Here is a 16,234-nt window from a genome sequence, read left to right on the forward strand (position 1 = left end):
TAGCCGGTTTTGCCGGGAGCGCCAACAAGCCGGGTTGTTTCCGGTTACACCTGTGGTCCTACCTCGGTGCTTTTTGTTGCACCGGGCCCACGGGCAAACGAAGTGCAAAGCTCGGGCAATCATGTCGCGAGAATGCGCAGCCACACCCACCACTGTCATCGCCCGCGAAAGCGGGCGACCCAGTACGCCGCGGCCCATCGGCTCAATCACAACTGTCTCGGGAATACTGGATCGCCCGGGCTAAACAACAAGCCGGGCGATGACACCGGTTGTTTGACGATTGAATCGAGAATACGCCCCGTCACGACGTCGCCGGCGCCTGATCTTGTCCGACGCTGCGCAATCGCGTGACCTTGTGCAGCATGCGTGCGAGCTGCTCGGCCGAATAGGGTTTTTGCAGCAACTCGAAGCCGAGGCTGCCTTGCTGGGCCAGCGTCTGGCTGTAGCCCGAGGCGAGCACGACGGGCAGATCGAGTCCCCGCCGGCGGATTTCCTGCGCGAGCTCGATGCCGCTCATGCCGGGCATCACGACATCGGTGAATACCAGATCATAGCGCCCCGGGTCGATGGCGAGTTCCTCCAGCGCATGGGTGGCGTTGCTGACCAGCACGGCGGTGCATCCGAGCTGGTACAGTGCATCGACGGCGAATTTCCCGACCTCGGGATCGTCGTCGACAACCAGCACCGCGGCGCCATGGCCATCGACCGGCGCATCATCGACAAGCGGCAATTGCGGCGGGCGATCGCCGGTCGCGCGCGGCAGATAGAGCGTGAACGTCGCGCCCTTGCCGGGCTCGCTCGCGACATCCACCTCGCCGCCGGACTGCTTGGCGAAGCCGAACACCTGCGACAGGCCAAGGCCGGTGCCCTGGCCGACCTCCTTGGTGGTGAAGAACGGCTCGAAGATACGGCCGAACATGTCCGGCGGAATTCCGACGCCGGTGTCGGACACGGAGATCGCGACATGACCAGTGATTTGGCCGTGCGGGCTCGGCGGAGCGGCACTCGCGGATGGCAGCGCGTCGGTCCGGCGCACCGCGATCGTGAGCCGGCCGACGCCATCCATGGCGTCGCGCGCGTTCACCGCCAGGTTGATGATGGCGGTCTCGAACTGGCCCGCGTCGGCGTTGACGAGGCAGGGTTCGTCCGGGGCCTCGGTGACGATCTCGATGCGCGATCCGATCAGGGTTGCAATCATCTCGCTCAGGGTATGGACGCTCTGGCCGGCGTCGAACAGTTCGGGCTTGAGGGTTTGCCGGCGCGCGAAGGCCAGCAACTGGCCGGTCAGCCGGGCGGCGCGGTTCACGGTGTTGGAGATGGCGTCGATATAGCGTTGCCGCCGCGGCTCCGGCAGGTCGGTCCGCCGCAGCATGTCGGCCGATGCGCGGATCACCGTCAGAAGATTGTTGAAGTCGTGCGCGACGCCGCCGGTGAGCTGACCGAGCGCCTCCAGCCGCTGGCTGTGGCGCAGCGCGTCCTCGGCTTCCGCGCGCTTGCCGGCCTCCTCGTACAGGCGCTGCGTTCTCCGGAAAGCCAGCGCAAGCAGGCCGAACAGCAGCGCGGTGGCCGGGACCCCGAAGATCAGGTGTTGGCCCATGGTCGCGATCCAGCGCGCCCGGATCGCCGAGGTTTCCAGGCCGGCGGTGACATAGATCGGATATTCCGCGAGCCGCTGATAGCGCAGGCGCCGTTCGATGCCGTCGCCCGGCGACTTGATCGTGATGAGGCCGGCTTCCGGGTTGGCGACGAGTTGTTGCCCGAGCGCTCCGCCCGGCTCGAACCGGAATGCGCGGGCGATCGCCGGGAAATGGGCGAGCACCGCGCCGTCGGCCCGGATGAGCGCAAAGAAGCTGCCGGGTTCATGTCCGATGCGTGCATAGAAATTCACGAAGTACTCAGGGATGACGGACGCCTGGATGACGCCGCCGAAGCTGCCGTCCGGGTTGGTCCGCCGGCGGCTGACCCCGAAGAACGGCGATCCCTGATAGGGTGCGCGCGGCGTCAAGGGCTCGCCGATGAAGGTGCCGATCGTCTGGTCGGCCTGCGCCCTGAAGTAGTCGCGATCCGAGAAGTCGATATCAGGGGGCCGCACCGTCAGGCTGTTGACGAGAGCATGGCCCGTGGCGTCGAAGATCCAGGCCGATTTCATTTGCGGCAGCGATGCGGTGAGCTGGCCCAGGCGCTGGTGCAGGTCCTCCTGGCGGGCGACGATATCGGCATCGGAGAGACCGCGGATCACCTCGGCGATCTCCGACAGGCTGCGGTCGATGGTCTCGAACACCTTGAGCGCGTGCTCGTGGGCGACGTCGAGCGTGCGGGCGATCTCGTGGTCGGCGGCCTCGTTGATCGAGGCCCAGGCCATCGCGGAGGCAAAAACGAACAGCGCCAGCGGGAAGGCCAGCGAGGCGGCCATCATCCACCGCAGCAGTCTCAGCGAATTGCGTTGTGCGGTCTGCACGGGCGCTCCGGCTCCGGGCGGACCTTAACGCAAAGCATCGCGACGGAGAAAGCGAATCCCCGCCCCGCCTTGAGGCCGGAGGGTACGGTCGGCCGTCGCCCGCAATGTGTGGCCGTTCACGACCCCGTTAGCCACGAGCGACGGTCAGGCGGAAAGCTGAGCGAAACGATGCTGGCAATTACTGTTTTTAAGGGTTCTAAAGCCTACCGCGGGCAAAGGCTTGACCGCATGATTAGCTGCTGAAAAAGAGGCCGCATGACAGGCGATCCAAAAAGCTCCCAGGACATCCGGCTCGGCCTCGCGGATCGCGGTTTCGCAGGGAAGATTATCAGGCTCGATCCGCGGGTGACGGGTTCGTCGCTCTCGCCGCAGGAGCTCGAGCAACGGCTGGTCGAGATGGGCTTTATCGAGGGAGCGCGCGTCGAAATCCTGCATGAGGGCGCGATCCGTCGTGACCCGATCGCGGTGCGCGTCGACAACATCACGATTGCGCTACGCCGCAGCGAGGCCATGGCGGTGATCGTCGAATGACAACCGCTTCCCTGCGCCTGGCCTTGGTCGGCGCGCCGAACACCGGCAAGACCTCGCTGTTCAACCGGCTGACCGGCAGCACCCAGAAGGTCGCCAACTATCCCGGCGTCACCGTCGAGCGCAAATCCGGCAGCTTCGTTACGCCGGAAGGCCGCAGCGTGACCGTGCTCGACCTGCCCGGCACCTATTCGCTGCGCGGCCGCAGCCCGGACGAGGAGATCACCCGCGACATCGTGCTCGGGCGCTTTGCCGGCGAAGCGATGCCGGATCTCGTGCTCTGCGTCGCTGATGCGACCAATCTGCGGCTGACGCTGCGCCTCGTGCTCGAGCTGAAGCGCATTGGCCGGCCGATGATTCTCGTGCTCAACATGATCGACATTGCGAAGCGTCGCGGCGTCGAGATCGACCTCGACCGCATGTCGCAGGAACTCGGCCTGCCGATCGTGACGTCAGTCGCCGTCCGCAAGGGCGGTGTCGACGAGCTGTTGCGGCGGACCGATGAATTCATGTCCCGCACGCGCGAGACGCCACCGGCCAATCAGTGGGCGACGCCGACGATATCGGATCTCAAGGCGGCGCAGCGCGAGGCGGACCGCATCGTCGCCGCAAGTGTGACGCTGCCGGCCAAGCCCGATACGCTGACCACACGGATCGATGCGGTGGCGCTGCACCCGGTGGCGGGCCTGGTGATCCTCGCTCTGATCCTGTTCGTGATGTTCCAGGCGGTGTTCAGCTGGGCGCAGCCGGCCATGAACCTGCTGTCGGACAGCTTTTCCGCGCTTGGGCAACTGGTCCACGACGTGATGCCCGAAAGCTGGACCCTGTTGCAGAGCTTCCTGCAGAACGGCGTGATCTCGGGCGTCGGCAGCGTGATCGTGTTCCTGCCGCAGATCATCATGATTTTCCTGTTCATCCTGCTGCTGGAAGATTTCGGCTACATGGCGCGCGCGGCGTTCCTGATGGACCGCATCATGGGCGGCGCCGGTCTGCATGGCCGCGCCTTCATCCCGCTGCTGTCGAGCTTTGCCTGCGCCATCCCCGGCATCATGGCGACGCGGGTGATCGACAATCCCCGCGACCGGCTGACCACTATCCTGATCGCACCGCTGATGACCTGCTCGGCGCGGATTCCGGTCTATACGCTGATCATCTCCGCTTTCGTTCCGGCGACCAGCATATGGGGCTGGATCAATCTCCAGGGGCTGGTGATGTTCGGCCTCTATACGGCTGGGATCGTCAGTGCGCTGACCGTCTCGGCGATCGCAAAATTCTTCCTGTGGCGCGACCACGCGCCGGCGCCGTTCATGCTGGAATTGCCGGACTACAAGGTGCCGCGGCTGAGAAGCATCGCGATCGGCGTCTATACCCGCGCCAAAATGTTCCTGTATCGCGCCGGCACGACCATCCTGTCGATGATGGTGCTGATCTGGTTCCTGGCGTCGTTCCCGACCGCGCCTGTTGGAGCCGAGGGACCCGCGATCAATTACAGCTTCGCGGCGATGATAGGGAAGGCGCTGGAGCCGCTGCTGGCGCCGATCGGTTTCAACTGGCAGATCGCGGTGGCGCTGATCCCGGGCATGGCGGCGCGCGAGGTCGCGGTCGCAGCGCTCGGCACCGTCTATTCGATCGAGGGCGGCAAGGAAGCCGCCGATCAGATCGGCCAGGTGCTGGCGCAAAAATGGACCCTGGCGACCGCGCTGTCGCTGTTGGTCTGGTACATCTTCGCGCCGCAATGCGCCTCGACGCTGGCGGTGATCCGGCGCGAGACCGGCAGCGCGATCTGGATGGTGGTGACGTTCGTCTACATGCTCGCGCTGGCCTATGTCGCGAGCCTGCTGACCTTCAACCTGGCGCGGGCGCTGGGTGTGTCGTGATGTCGGTGTCTCCTCAGTTTTACGAAGCAGTCGGCGCCCCGGTTAGCCGGATATGCGCGTCGGTCGGCTTGCGACCGGCGCCGTTGATTGGCGTGATATCCTGCGGACAGGCGGAGAACACCACATAGCAATCGCGCGCCGCGCGCAGGGTGACATGGTCGCCTGGCCTGCTGGCCGGCTCGCCCTGGGTCAGGCTGAGGTCGGCGTTGACCGGGATGTTCATGAACAGATTGAGCGGCTGCGGCACATGGCCGGCCGTCAGGCCGATTTCCGCCATGGCCTCGATCATGTTGTCGGCGCAGTTGCGGTGATAGTGCGTGCAGCCCAGATGTTCGTAGCGCCAGCGATCGCACGCCGCCATCAGCGTGTCGTGGATGCCGGGCGAGGTGTCTTCTTCCAGCACCAGGATCGGCTCGCGCTTGTTGGTGAACAGCGTCTGGCCTGCGGCCGGCATCAAGCGGCCGTTCTCGACCCTGGTGTGCTCCATCGACATGTGATGTCCGAGGTCCTCGGTGCAGAATGCCCAGGTGTCCACCACCTGCGAGCCATGGGTATTGATGATCTCGACGGCTTGCCCGTTGCTCAGCCGCACGGCTTTGCCGCGAGTGGCTGGAATGGTCTCGTGTGTCTCGGTCATGATGTTCTCCTTCAAGCGGCGTGACGGGTGGCGCGGCGAGCGGCCCAGCGGGGCTGGGCGCAGATATGGCCCAGGAATTCGATGACGGTCAGCGCGCCCAGATAGGCGGTGACACCGGTGCCGACATCAAGCGGCGGGTTGACCTCGACGAAATCGAAGCCGACGATATCATGCCGCTCGGCAATGGCCTTCAGGCTGTCGCGCAGCTCGGCATAACTCATCCCGTTGGGCTCGGCCGAGACGCAGCCCGGCACCAGCGACATGTCCATGGCGTCGACATCGATGCTGACATAGACCCGTGAGTCCGCCGGCAGCAGGTCGGCGACCCCCTGCGGGCCGATCCGGCGGAACTCGCCCATCGGAATCACCCGGTTGCCTGAGTTGAGGATGTCCTCCACCTGCTCCGGCGAATGGCGCAGGCTGCGGATGCCGACCTGGGTCAGGCTCAGCGTGTTGTCCATGCCGGCGATATGGCGAAAGGCATGGCTGTTGGTGATGGTCAGATCGTTCTCGAACGGCGCGTAGTCGGTGTGCGCATCGAAATGGATGACATGCAGCTTCTCGTCGAAGGCCCGGAATATCGGATAGGTGATGGCATGATCGCCGCCGAGCACCACCGGCAGCGCACCGCGATCGAGAATGCCGCGCACCATGGCGGTGATGTTGTCAAAGGTGCGGGGCGCATTGGCCGGATGGATGTCGACGTCGCCGACATCGGCGATCAGTCCCCGCGACATTTCCTCGACCAGATATTCGCGCCGGGTCTCCGGATCGTAATAGCCCCGGCCGCCGCCATAGAAGCGCAGCGAGTGTTCACGCAACGCGCGCGGCGCAAAGCGGCTGCCGGGCAGGAACGGCGAGCCCTCGTCGAACGGTACGCCGAGCACGGCGATGGCCGCGTCAAGCGTGGACAGATCCTCGCAGATCCGCGCACGCAGGAAGGACGGGATGCCGACATAGGGCCGGTTGACGCGAGACATGGCTTTACTCCGTGAGGTTGCTTGGGGTTCGGGGATCGATCAGACGGCGATCCGCCTGTACGAGATCGAGAAAATTGCGCAGCCGCGGCTCCCTCGGCGAGGAAATGATCTCGCGCGCCGGCCCTTCCTCCAGGATGCGACCATCGTCCATGAAGGCGATGCGGTCGGCGACGTTGGCCGCGAAGCCGATCTCATGGGTGACGACCAGCATGGTCATGCCGATCTCGGCCAATGACCGCAGAACGGCGAGCACCTCACCCACCAGCTCCGGGTCCAGAGCAGAGGTCGGTTCGTCGAACAGCATCAGCGCCGGATCCATCGCCAGCGCACGCGCAATGGCCACCCGCTGCTTCTGCCCTCCGGAGAGCGCGTGCGGATAACGGTCCATGCGGTCGGCTAGCCCGAGCCGCACCAGCAGTTCCTCGCCGCGTCGCATCGCCTCGACGCGTGGGCGGCCCAGCACAACAACCTGCGAGCGCACCACGTTCTCCAGCGCGGTCATGTGCGGCCAGAGATTGAACTGCTGGAAGACGATGCCGATCTTCGGGCGCAGCGCATCGATCTGGCGGCGGCCTTGCCGGCGGACGACGCCGCCCGACATCAGTTCACGCCCGAACGGCTTGCCGGTGACTTCGATGAAACCGTCGTCGGGCTGTTCGAGCCAGGTCAGGCAGCGCAGCAGCGTGCTCTTGCCGCACCCGCTCGGGCCAATCAGCGCGACAATCTCGCCTTCGTGCACATCGAGATAGACGCCATCGAGCGCGGTGACGCCGAAAAAGCGTTTGGTCAAAGCCGAGACCCGCAGGATGGGTGCACCCATCAGGCCCTCCGCGCGACGAGTGAGAGATAGCGCTCGGCGATCGGGTTGCGGCTGACGCCCTCGACCTGCGCGGTGCCGACCCGGTGCTCCAGCCGCCGGGAGGCTTCTGCGATCACGATCGCGATCAGCCAGTAGATCGACGCCACCGCAGCAAACACCTCGAAGGGCGCGAAAGTGTTCCCCTGCACGACCAGGCTCTGGTAAGTGAGCTCCGGCACCGTGATGGAGGAGAGGACGGCCGACTCCTTCATCATGGTCAGCGTCATGTTGGTGGACGGCGGCACCAGCGCGCGCAGAATCTGCGGCGCCACCACATGCCACATCGCGCTGGCGGGTGACATGCCAATGGCGCGTGCGCTTTCGAACTGGCCGCGCGGCAAAGCAAGGATCGCAGCGCGTATGATCTCGGCATAATAGGCGCTGGCGAACAGCGCCAGCGCCATGGTCCCGACCAGCGTCGCGGGCAGACGGATGCCCGCAAACGGCAAGCCGTAATAGACGACAAAGAGAAGGATGATGAAGGGGATGTTGCGTAGCGTCTCGACATAGAAGGCCGTGACAAGCCGCGGCAGCCAGCCCGGCATCAGTGCGATCAACGCCACCACGATCCCCGCAGCATAGCCGATCGCCATCGCCGCCACCGAGACCTGGATGGTCAGCCAGGCGCCCTGCAGCAGCAGCGGCCAGTAGCCGGCGAGCACGGTAGGATCAAAATGCATCGCTCAGATCCGTGCCGCGGCGAAACGCGCCTCCGTCACCCGGCCGAACAAGCTGATGACGAGATTGATGACCAGGAACACCAGGGCCGATCCGATCATGGTCTCGAACGGCCGGTAATTCGCGCGGGCGATCTGCTGTGCCGTCCGCAGCACGTCGACGACGGTGATGACCGACAACAGCGCCGTACCTTTCACCACGATCGTCGCCTCATTGATCAGCACCGGAACGATGCGGCGGAATAGTTGCGGCAGCACGACCTTCAGCCAGATCGCATGCGGCGGCAGACCGAGCGCCGTCGCTGCCTCGATCTGGCCGGTCTCGATGGTGGCGAGGCCGCCACGCATGCTCTCGCTGACAAAGACCATGCTGTTGAACGCAATGGCGGAGACGCCAGCCACCTCCGGCGAGAGATCGAGGCCAACAGCCGGCAGCACATAATAGGCGATGAAGATCTGGATCAGCAGCGGCGTGCCGCGCACGAAGCTGATGACCACGGCGATGATCATGTTCACCCCGGTGATTTTCACCGAGCGCACGATAGTGAGTGCGGTGCCCAGCATAAGCGCCAGCAGCATGATGATGACAGCCAGCCGGATATTGACCAGCGCAGCTTTCATGAGACTTGGCAGGATCGACAACAGGTAATCGAACTGGAAGCCCATGGAGGGGCCTTTCACGTCGCATGAAATGGGTGTTGCCGCGCCTCCTGCTCCCTCGCGGTCGCGTGGCTTACATCGCACCGGGCGGCAGATAGCCCTGATCAGGGATCGACATTTCGAAGCCGAACCATTTCTTCTGCAGGGCGGCGAGGCGGCCGTCGTCGCGCATCTTGCGGATCACGGCGGAAATGGCGTCCCGCAAATCCTTGTCGTCGGGCCGTGTTACCCAGGAAAGATAGGTAAAGCCGCCGTCCTGCGGCGTAGGCGCGAGCAGTTCGAAGACATCGGGCTTGTCCTTGACCAGGGCTGCGAGGCTTGGCAGCGACTGGATCACTGCATCGACTTCGCCGCTCGCGAGCGCCACATAGCTTTCAGGGAATGCGGTGAAGAGTTTCAATTCCTTGAAGCCCGGCCCGCCCGCGGCCTTCAGTTTGGCGTCGAGCGCACGCGCGACTGGCTCGGTCGACGACGCAAGCTGGGTTGCCACCACCTTGCCGTTGAGGTCTTCCGGCTTGGTGAGCTTGTCGCCCTTGCGCTTCATGGCATAGGGCATACCGTCGGCGATCGGCATCGTGTAGGCGTAGCGCCTGGCGCGTTCGGGATTGATGCCGACCGTGGTGGCGACAAAGTCGAACTTGCCGGCCAGTACGCCCGGCAGGATGCCCTGCCACGGCAGATCGAGCTGGTTCAGTTTCTTGACACCGAGCTCCTTGACCACCTCGGCCAGGATATCGGAGCCGTAGCCGACGATCTTGCCGTCCTTGACGAACTCGAAGGGCGGAAAGGCCGCCTCAGTGCCGACCGTCAACTCGCCGGTCCGCTTGATCCTTTCCAGTGTCGTCTCGGCGAAGGCCTGCTGGCTCGCGATGAGAGCGAAACAGATGCCGCCGGCGAGATAGCCCAGCGTCTTGCGATCGATCCTCAGCATGGCCCCATCCTTTTTCCGGGTTCGAAAACGGCTGCCGCTTCACACGGGCGGCGCGTCGAAATAGTTCGCCCTCACCGCCGCACCGATCAGATTCACGATTAGCCGACCGGCGGTGATGCAGCTGATCATGTTGACGTCGATGGACGGCGTGATCTCCACGATATCCATGCCGACCACGCGGCCCTTGCCGACCAGGCCGTGGATCAGTTTGCGCACCTGATGAAAGGTGAGTCCGCCCGGCGCCGGGCCCTCGACGGCGGGCATCACGCTCGGATCAAGGCCGTCAGCGTCGATGGTGATGTAATATTGGCCGCCATCCGGAATCCGCTCGAGCACCGCGTCCATGCCCTTGTCGTGCACCTCGAAGGCCGGAATGATGTTGGACCCGTAGGCCGCCGCCGCCGCAACCTCTTCAGGCCGCGCACTGCCCTGGGCGCGGATGCCGATCTGGAAGATTTCGCCGATGTGCGGCATCTCGGAGGCCCGCCGGATCGGGCTGGACAGGCCGTCGCGGACGCCATTGACATCGTCGCGCCAGTCGATGTGAGCATCGACCTGGATCAGCGTGATCGGGCCATGTCCCTTATAGGCACGCAGGATCGGGATCGGGATGCCATGATCGCCGCCGATGGTGATTGGCATGGCACCGGCGGCAAGAATCTTGCTTACCGCTTCTTCAGCGCGGATGGAGTGGCTGCGGAGATCGGTCATGTCGGCGGGAACATTGCCGACATCGACCACTTTCAGGGCCCGTCCGCCATAGATCGGGCCACCGACGTCGAAATCGTAGCGCTCCAAGCTGCGGCAGATGCGATCGGTGACCGAGCGGACGGCATCGGGAGCTGTCGACTGGTCGTTGGTGATCGCAGAGGCGTGATAGGCGCTGCCAAACGGGATACCGAGAATGGCGATGTGCGCGTCGAGGGTGTCGAGATCGGTGCAGATGGGCGACCAGAGCAAGCTCTGGTGCTTCAGCGCAGGCGGCACCGTCAGGGGCAGAGCCATACGTCCTCCAAGTCAGCTTGAGATAAGTCAGCTAAGTCAGATTGAGGTCACAGCGGGTTGGTTGCGCCGAACAAATCGGCATCTGCCCCGAACCGTAGCCCAGGCGGGAGAGCACCTGGAATGACAGACTGCGAAACCATGCTTGTAGGGAGTGCAACATGAAGCACGTCGCGCCCGCGCCGGTTCCACATCTCACCGAAACCGACCTGCGGCTGTTGCGTATTTTTCGCGCGGTTGCCGAAGCTGGCGGCCTGACCGCCGCCGAAACCCAGCTCGGCATGGAACGATCGACCATCAGCCGTCATCTGCTGGCGCTGGAAACGCGGCTCGGCAGCCGGCTCTGTTTTCGCGGCCCGTCCGGTTTTGAACTGACCGATTTCGGCCACCGTGCCTTACACGCCAGCATTGCCGCCTGCGACGCGCTTGAAATGGTGCATCACGAGCTCAACCTGGCCCGCAACATTGTCTCCGGCGAGTTGAAGATCGGCATCGCCGACAACTGCCTGTCCAATCCACGCTGCCGCCTGGCGGACACCCTTGCCCGATTTCGCGCCGCCGCGCCCAATGTCACGCTCAACATTGCGATCGGCCTGCCGAGTGCACTTGTCGAGGACGTGCTGGAGCGACGGCTGCATCTCGCCATCAGCGGACAGCCCGCCGGCAACGACAAACTCGATTACGCCTCGCTGTTCACCGAGGAGTTCCGGCTTTACGCGGCCGCCGCGGCACCGCTGACGCTCAAGGACCTGCGCGATAGCAATGTCGCTCTGGTGACGCGAACCAATGATCGACGCACGCAAAATCTCGCGCGACGCCTGCACATCAAGCAGCACGCTGTCGCCTTTGGGCTGGAAGCTGTCGCAACGATGCTGGTCGGCGGCGGCTTTGTCGGCTTTTTGCCGACGCACTATGTCGAGATGCTGGGCCCGATCCATCATCTGGAAGAGGTCTCAGGAGCCGAGGCCTTCCGCTATACGACTCAGTTCTCGCTGATCTCGTCGATCGATCGGCCGCTGCCACCAAGTGGCCGGCTGCTGGCCAAACTGCTGACCCGGCCGCCGTCCGCGGATTGACGACGAACTATATCGCCTCCTGGCAGCCGACCGCCTCCGACCAGCGCCGGATCAGATCTGGCGCTCGACCAGCTTGAGCTTCAGCTCGGCGATCGCTTCCGAGGGGTTGAGGCCCTTCGGGCACGCCTTGGCGCAGTTCATGATGGTGTGGCAGCGATAGAGCCGGAACGGATCCTCGAGATTGTCGAGCCGCTCGCCGGTCGCCTCGTCGCGAGAGTCGGTCACCCAGCGGGTCGCCTGCAGCAGCGCTGCCGGGCCGAGGAAGCGCTCGCTGTTCCACCAGTAGCTCGGGCACGACGTCGAGCAGCAGGCGCACAGGATGCACTCATAGAGGCCGTCGAGCTTCTCGCGGTCCTCGTGACTCTGCTTCCACTCCTTCTGCGGCGTCGGCGTCACGGTCTTCAGCCATGGCTCGATCGAGGCATACTGGGCGTAGAAATTGGTGAGGTCGGGGACCAGGTCCTTGACGACAGGCTGGTGCGGCAGCGGATTGATCTTCACCGCGCCGCCGGAGGCCACGTCGTGCATCGACTTGGTGCAGGCGAGCGTGTTCTGGCCATCGATGTTCATCGCGCAGGAGCCGCAGACGCCCTCGCGACAGGAGCGGCGGAAGGTCAGCGTCGGATCGATGTGGTTCTTGATCCAGATCAGGCCGTCCAGCACCATCGGGCCGCAATCGTGGATGTCGACCTGATAGGTGTCGACGCTCGGATTCTTGCCGTCGTCCGGATTCCAGCGATACACCCGGAATTCGCGCGTCTCGGTGGCGCCCGGCGGCTTCGGCCAGGTCTTGCCACCGGAAATCCTCGAATTCTTCGGAAGTGCGAATTCAACCATGCTTGCTCGCCTTCGTTCTCAGTAGACCCGCGCCTTCGGCGGGATGTACTGCACGTCGTTGGTCATCGTGTAATCGTGTACCGGACGGTAATCGATCGCGGTCTTGCCGCCGGCATCGATCCACGCCAGCGTGTGCTTCATCCAGTTCTTGTCGTCGCGCGCAGAGAAGTCCTCGCGGGCATGCGCGCCGCGGCTTTCGGTGCGGTTGGCCGCCGAATCCATCGTCACGATCGCCTGCACGATCAGATTGTCGAATTCGAGGGTCTCGACCAGGTCGGAATTCCACACCAGCGAGCGGTCGGAGACCGAGATGTCGCCGACGCCGCCATAGACCTTGTGGATCAGGTTCTGGCCTTCCTGCAGCAGGTCGCCGGTGCGGAACACCGCGCAATTGTTCTGCATCACGTGCTGCATGCTGTCGCGTAGCTTCGCGGTCGGCGTGCCGCCGGAGGCATGGCGGAAATGATCGAGCCGGCCGAGCGCACGGTCGGCGGAATCCTGCGGCAGTTCCGGCTGCTTGGCGTTCGCGGTCAGCTTGTCGGCGAGCCGCAGCGCCGCGGCGCGGCCGAACACCACGAGGTCTATCAGCGAGTTGGAGCCGAGGCGGTTGGCGCCGTGCACCGACACGCAGGCCGCTTCGCCGATCGCCATCAGGCCCGGCACCACCGAATTGTCGTCGCCGTTGCGCTTGGTCAGGACTTCGGCGTGGTAGTTGGTGGCGATGCCGCCCATGTTGTAATGCACAGTCGGCACGATCGGGATCGGCTCGCGGGTGACGTCGACATTGGCGAAGATCTTGGCCGATTCGGAGATGCCCGGCAGCCGCTCATGCAGCACCTTCGGATCGAGGTGATCGAGGTGCAGGAAGATGTGATCCTTCTTCTTGCCAACGCCGCGGCCTTCGCGGATCTCGATCGTCATCGCGCGCGAAACGACGTCGCGCGAGGCGAGATCCTTGGCCGATGGCGCGTAGCGCTCCATGAAGCGCTCGCCCTCGGAGTTGACGAGATAGCCGCCTTCGCCGCGCGCACCTTCGGTGACCAGACAGCCCGAGCCGTAGATGCCGGTCGGATGGAACTGGACGAACTCCATATCCTGCATCGGCAGCCCGGCGCGCAGCACCATGCCGCCGCCGTCGCCGGTGCAGGTGTGCGCCGAGGTGCAGGAGGCATAGGCGCGGCCATAGCCGCCGGTCGCCAGGATCGTGGTCTGGGCGCGGAAGCGATGCAGCGTGCCGTCGTCGAGCTTGAGCGCGATCACGCCGCGGCAGGTGCCCTGGTCGTCCATGATCAGGTCGATGGCGAAGAACTCGATAAAGAACTCCGCCGCATGGCGCAGCGACTGGCCGTACATCGTGTGCAGCATCGCGTGACCGGTGCGGTCGGCGGCGGCGCAGGTGCGCTGCGCCTGGCCCTTGCCGTAGTCGATCGTCATGCCGCCGAACGGGCGCTGGTAGATCTTGCCATCCTCGGTGCGCGAGAACGGCACACCCCAATGCTCGAGCTCGTAGACCGCGTCGGGCGCGTTGCGCACCATGTATTCGATCGCGTCCTGGTCGCCGAGCCAGTCCGACCCCTTGACGGTGTCGTACATGTGCCAACGCCAGTTATCGGGATGCATGTTGCCGAGCGAAGCGGAAATGCCGCCCTGCGCCGCGACCGTGTGCGAGCGGGTCGGGAACACCTTGGTGATGCAGGCGGTGCGCAGGCCGGCTTCCGAGCAGCCGACCACGGCACGCAGGCCCGCGCCGCCGGCGCCGACCACGACGACGTCGTAGGTGTGGTCCTGGATCGGATATGCCTTGCCGTTGGTGGCCGGGCCACTGCCGTTGGCGGCCTTGCCGTTTCCTTCACCCGCCATGGGTTATACTCCCGACGACAATTTGAGGATTGCGTAGATCGAGGCCAGCGCGACCACGAAGCAGAAGAAATTGTTGGCCATGACGCTTGCGATCTTCAGCTTCTCGTTATGCAAATAGTCCTCGATCACGACCTGCATGCCGATCTTCATGTGCCAGGTGCTGGCGATGATGAAGAGCAGCAGGATGATGGCGATCGGCAGCGAGCCGAGGATCTGCGCCGCGCCGGCCTGGTTGCGGCCGAGCAGCATGATCACGACGACGATCACCGGGATGATCAGCAGCGCCATGGCGACCGCCGTAAGGCGCTGGCGCCAGAAGTCGCCGGTACCGGTATGCGAGGCGCCGAGATTGCGGACGCGCCCCAGCGGCGTGCGCATCGAGGAGGGCTCGGTCATCGTCCACCTCCAACCGCATAGGCAATGATCCAGATCAGCACGGTGAGCACGATCCCGGCGACCAGCGCGCCCCAGGTCAGTGCCTCGCGCTCATTGGCCTTGAAACCGTAGCCAAGATCCCAGACGAAGTGCCTGAGACCGCTGAACAGGTGATGCATCAGCGCCCATGTGTAGCCAAACACGATCAGCTTGCCGATCACGCTGCCGGTGAAGGCCTGGACATTGGCGTAGGCCCCGGGGCCCGAGGCGGCTGCGATCAGCCACCAGGCCAGCAGCAGCGTGCCGAAGTAGAGCGCGATGCCGGTGGCGCGGTGGACGATGGACAGCGCCATCGTCAGGGTCCACCGGTAGGTCTGCATATGGGGCGAAAGCGGTCGTTCGATCCTGGCGGTCATCGGCGGCTTTGTGTTTGGTGGGGCCGCGGCCGGCCCATCGGGGAACGCGGTAGATGAATTCTATTTACGGAGTCGAACCAGTCCGTGCAACGGCCAAATAGCCTTCGGTCGAACCGAAGTTCATTGTTAGCACAGCCGAAATCAGGTTGATCCGCAGGCTGGTATACCAGACAAGCAGCAAATGAACAAAGAAATGAACTCGAATTCCTTTAATCGCGTCGGCGGTATGCGATGATGTTTTGAACGTTGCGGTTCCGCCCCATCGCCCGGCCGGATAATCGACGAATGCCCTGATCTTAGGCGATGCGAGCAGGGACGGCTGGAAGGTCGGGATACTTTGGTGTGGACGCAGGTTCGCGGTCGACGAGCACGCGCTGCAAGCTGCCCGCGGCCAGCCCCTGCTCAATCTGCAATGACGGCACGCGCGCCATGCCTGCGCCCATACCGCGCTGCACCAATGAACGCGTCGAGGCTATTCATCCAGAGCCGGGCGGATATGCGGAATATGCGGTCCGCCCCGGCGGCCAGTTGGTGATCGGTTGAGCGGGCAATAGTCGCACTAATCCTTCAAGCGTACTTCGCTGCCAGTCCATCTTCGTAGATCGCCAACGCCCTCAATACGGTCGGAATCGGAGAGCACCCGCAATCGGGCCGCGATCGCTTCATCGCTGATAGGCCAACCAAGCTCCTTGCAGCGTTTTTCTGCATCGATCAGGAACATCGCCGTCTTTCGCCAGCGAGTTTTCAAGGGCGAGAAGATCATTTCGTCGAGCCGATCTTCGGTGATGAAGGGTGGAAGTTTCACCTCGCTCCATGTGAGTTCGCTACAGACTTCAGGCCGCTCCCGCTCCTCTTCGGGTGGCAGCAAGTCTGGATATTGTTCGCAAATCGGCAGGAGCAGTCTGTCTTCCAGGTCGAGGACAATCTCGTCAAGGCGGCGATCGAACCTGAGTCGCTCCTCCTTGCCGAGCCCGGCTATGGCCATGCTCACCTTGTCCATTGCTTCAAAGGCATCGCGTAGATGATCGATAATCCGGATAGCCTGCTCGCGCTTCATTGCC

Annotated in this window: 16 protein-coding genes; 3 read left to right on the forward strand and 13 right to left on the reverse strand. The window is 64.1% G+C overall.

What is annotated here, in order from left to right:
* Positions 1-301: 301 nt before the first annotated feature.
* Positions 302-2,458 carry an ATP-binding protein gene (locus tag ACP2YO_RS01805; protein WP_426438490.1) on the reverse strand — a complete coding sequence of 719 codons (2,157 nt, stop codon included), beginning with the start codon at positions 2,456-2,458 and terminating at the stop codon, positions 302-304.
* Between the two features lie 255 nt (positions 2,459-2,713).
* On the opposite strand from ACP2YO_RS01805, the gene ACP2YO_RS01810 reads away from it, so the two are divergent.
* Entirely contained in the window at positions 2,714-2,989 is a 276-nt protein-coding gene (locus ACP2YO_RS01810; protein WP_426438492.1) for a FeoA family protein, read from the forward strand.
* The gene (feoB, locus tag ACP2YO_RS01815; protein ID WP_426438494.1) at positions 2,986-4,863 is read left to right on the forward strand and encodes a ferrous iron transporter B; all 1,878 of its coding nucleotides are present in this window, start codon (positions 2,986-2,988) and stop codon (positions 4,861-4,863) included. Before ACP2YO_RS01810 ends, feoB begins: the two co-directional genes overlap by 4 nt.
* Positions 4,864-4,882: 19 nt before the next feature.
* On the opposite strand, the gene ACP2YO_RS01820 is transcribed toward feoB, so the two are convergent.
* From ACP2YO_RS01820 to ACP2YO_RS01850, 7 genes are all read right to left on the reverse strand, one after another.
* Positions 4,883-5,500, reverse strand: coding sequence for a DUF1989 domain-containing protein (locus tag ACP2YO_RS01820; RefSeq protein WP_426438496.1), 618 nt, complete (start codon positions 5,498-5,500; stop codon positions 4,883-4,885).
* Between the two features lie 11 nt (positions 5,501-5,511).
* Complete coding sequence (locus ACP2YO_RS01825) at positions 5,512-6,480, reverse strand: arginase family protein (protein WP_426438498.1); 969 nt, start codon at positions 6,478-6,480, stop codon at positions 5,512-5,514.
* A 4-nt stretch (positions 6,481-6,484) separates the two neighbouring features.
* Entirely contained in the window at positions 6,485-7,300 is an 816-nt protein-coding gene (locus tag ACP2YO_RS01830) for an amino acid ABC transporter ATP-binding protein (protein ID WP_426438500.1), read from the reverse strand.
* A complete protein-coding gene (locus ACP2YO_RS01835; RefSeq protein WP_426438502.1) occupies positions 7,300-8,019 on the reverse strand; it encodes an amino acid ABC transporter permease in 720 nt (239 codons plus the stop codon). Before ACP2YO_RS01835 ends, ACP2YO_RS01830 begins: the two co-directional genes overlap by 1 nt.
* A gap of 3 nt (positions 8,020-8,022) precedes the next feature.
* The gene (locus ACP2YO_RS01840) at positions 8,023-8,682 is read right to left on the reverse strand and encodes an amino acid ABC transporter permease (RefSeq protein ID WP_426438504.1); all 660 of its coding nucleotides are present in this window, start codon (positions 8,680-8,682) and stop codon (positions 8,023-8,025) included.
* A 67-nt stretch (positions 8,683-8,749) separates the two neighbouring features.
* A complete protein-coding gene (locus ACP2YO_RS01845) occupies positions 8,750-9,607 on the reverse strand; it encodes a transporter substrate-binding domain-containing protein (protein WP_426438506.1) in 858 nt (285 codons plus the stop codon).
* A 39-nt stretch (positions 9,608-9,646) separates the two neighbouring features.
* Positions 9,647-10,612, reverse strand: coding sequence for an agmatinase (locus ACP2YO_RS01850; RefSeq protein WP_426438508.1), 966 nt, complete (start codon positions 10,610-10,612; stop codon positions 9,647-9,649).
* Positions 10,613-10,770: 158 nt separating this feature from the next.
* Between ACP2YO_RS01850 and ACP2YO_RS01855 the strand changes: the two genes are divergently transcribed.
* Positions 10,771-11,685, forward strand: coding sequence for a LysR family transcriptional regulator (locus tag ACP2YO_RS01855; RefSeq protein ID WP_426438510.1), 915 nt, complete (start codon positions 10,771-10,773; stop codon positions 11,683-11,685).
* A 51-nt stretch (positions 11,686-11,736) separates the two neighbouring features.
* Here the strand turns inward: ACP2YO_RS01855 and ACP2YO_RS01860 are convergent, their stop codons facing one another.
* From ACP2YO_RS01860 to ACP2YO_RS01880, 5 genes are all read right to left on the reverse strand, one after another.
* The gene (locus tag ACP2YO_RS01860; RefSeq protein ID WP_426438512.1) at positions 11,737-12,522 is read right to left on the reverse strand and encodes a succinate dehydrogenase iron-sulfur subunit; all 786 of its coding nucleotides are present in this window, start codon (positions 12,520-12,522) and stop codon (positions 11,737-11,739) included.
* 18 nt (positions 12,523-12,540) lie between these two features.
* The gene (gene sdhA, locus ACP2YO_RS01865) at positions 12,541-14,382 is read right to left on the reverse strand and encodes a succinate dehydrogenase flavoprotein subunit (protein ID WP_426438514.1); all 1,842 of its coding nucleotides are present in this window, start codon (positions 14,380-14,382) and stop codon (positions 12,541-12,543) included.
* Positions 14,383-14,385: 3 nt separating this feature from the next.
* The gene (sdhD, locus tag ACP2YO_RS01870) at positions 14,386-14,760 is read right to left on the reverse strand and encodes a succinate dehydrogenase, hydrophobic membrane anchor protein (RefSeq protein WP_426443517.1); all 375 of its coding nucleotides are present in this window, start codon (positions 14,758-14,760) and stop codon (positions 14,386-14,388) included.
* A 14-nt stretch (positions 14,761-14,774) separates the two neighbouring features.
* A complete protein-coding gene (gene sdhC, locus ACP2YO_RS01875; RefSeq protein WP_426438516.1) occupies positions 14,775-15,173 on the reverse strand; it encodes a succinate dehydrogenase, cytochrome b556 subunit in 399 nt (132 codons plus the stop codon).
* A 559-nt stretch (positions 15,174-15,732) separates the two neighbouring features.
* A complete protein-coding gene (locus ACP2YO_RS01880; RefSeq protein ID WP_426438518.1) occupies positions 15,733-16,230 on the reverse strand; it encodes a hypothetical protein in 498 nt (165 codons plus the stop codon).
* Positions 16,231-16,234 lie beyond the last annotated feature (4 nt).

Source organism: Bradyrhizobium genosp. P (assembly GCF_049949265.1).
Classification (GTDB): domain Bacteria; phylum Pseudomonadota; class Alphaproteobacteria; order Rhizobiales; family Xanthobacteraceae; genus Bradyrhizobium.

Bases quoted from the DNA above. Each gene is read 5' to 3' on its own strand.
- ACP2YO_RS01810 (WP_426438492.1), top strand. From the start codon at position 2,714: ATGACAGGCGATCCAAAAAGCTCCCAGGACATCCGGCTCGGCCTCGCG.
- feoB (WP_426438494.1), top strand. From the start codon at position 2,986: ATGACAACCGCTTCCCTGCGCCTGGCCTTGGTCGGCGCGCCGAACACC.
- ACP2YO_RS01820 (WP_426438496.1), bottom strand. From the start codon at position 5,500: ATGACCGAGACACACGAGACCATTCCAGCCACTCGCGGCAAAGCCGTG.
- ACP2YO_RS01825 (WP_426438498.1), bottom strand. From the start codon at position 6,480: ATGTCTCGCGTCAACCGGCCCTATGTCGGCATCCCGTCCTTCCTGCGT.
- ACP2YO_RS01830 (WP_426438500.1), bottom strand. From the start codon at position 7,300: ATGGGTGCACCCATCCTGCGGGTCTCGGCTTTGACCAAACGCTTTTTC.
- ACP2YO_RS01835 (WP_426438502.1), bottom strand. From the start codon at position 8,019: ATGCATTTTGATCCTACCGTGCTCGCCGGCTACTGGCCGCTGCTGCTG.
- ACP2YO_RS01840 (WP_426438504.1), bottom strand. From the start codon at position 8,682: ATGGGCTTCCAGTTCGATTACCTGTTGTCGATCCTGCCAAGTCTCATG.
- ACP2YO_RS01845 (WP_426438506.1), bottom strand. From the start codon at position 9,607: ATGCTGAGGATCGATCGCAAGACGCTGGGCTATCTCGCCGGCGGCATC.
- ACP2YO_RS01850 (WP_426438508.1), bottom strand. From the start codon at position 10,612: ATGGCTCTGCCCCTGACGGTGCCGCCTGCGCTGAAGCACCAGAGCTTG.
- ACP2YO_RS01855 (WP_426438510.1), top strand. From the start codon at position 10,771: ATGAAGCACGTCGCGCCCGCGCCGGTTCCACATCTCACCGAAACCGAC.
- ACP2YO_RS01860 (WP_426438512.1), bottom strand. From the start codon at position 12,522: ATGGTTGAATTCGCACTTCCGAAGAATTCGAGGATTTCCGGTGGCAAG.
- sdhA (WP_426438514.1), bottom strand. From the start codon at position 14,382: ATGGCGGGTGAAGGAAACGGCAAGGCCGCCAACGGCAGTGGCCCGGCC.
- sdhD (WP_426443517.1), bottom strand. From the start codon at position 14,760: ATGCGCACGCCGCTGGGGCGCGTCCGCAATCTCGGCGCCTCGCATACC.
- sdhC (WP_426438516.1), bottom strand. From the start codon at position 15,173: ATGACCGCCAGGATCGAACGACCGCTTTCGCCCCATATGCAGACCTAC.
- ACP2YO_RS01880 (WP_426438518.1), bottom strand. From the start codon at position 16,230: ATGAAGCGCGAGCAGGCTATCCGGATTATCGATCATCTACGCGATGCC.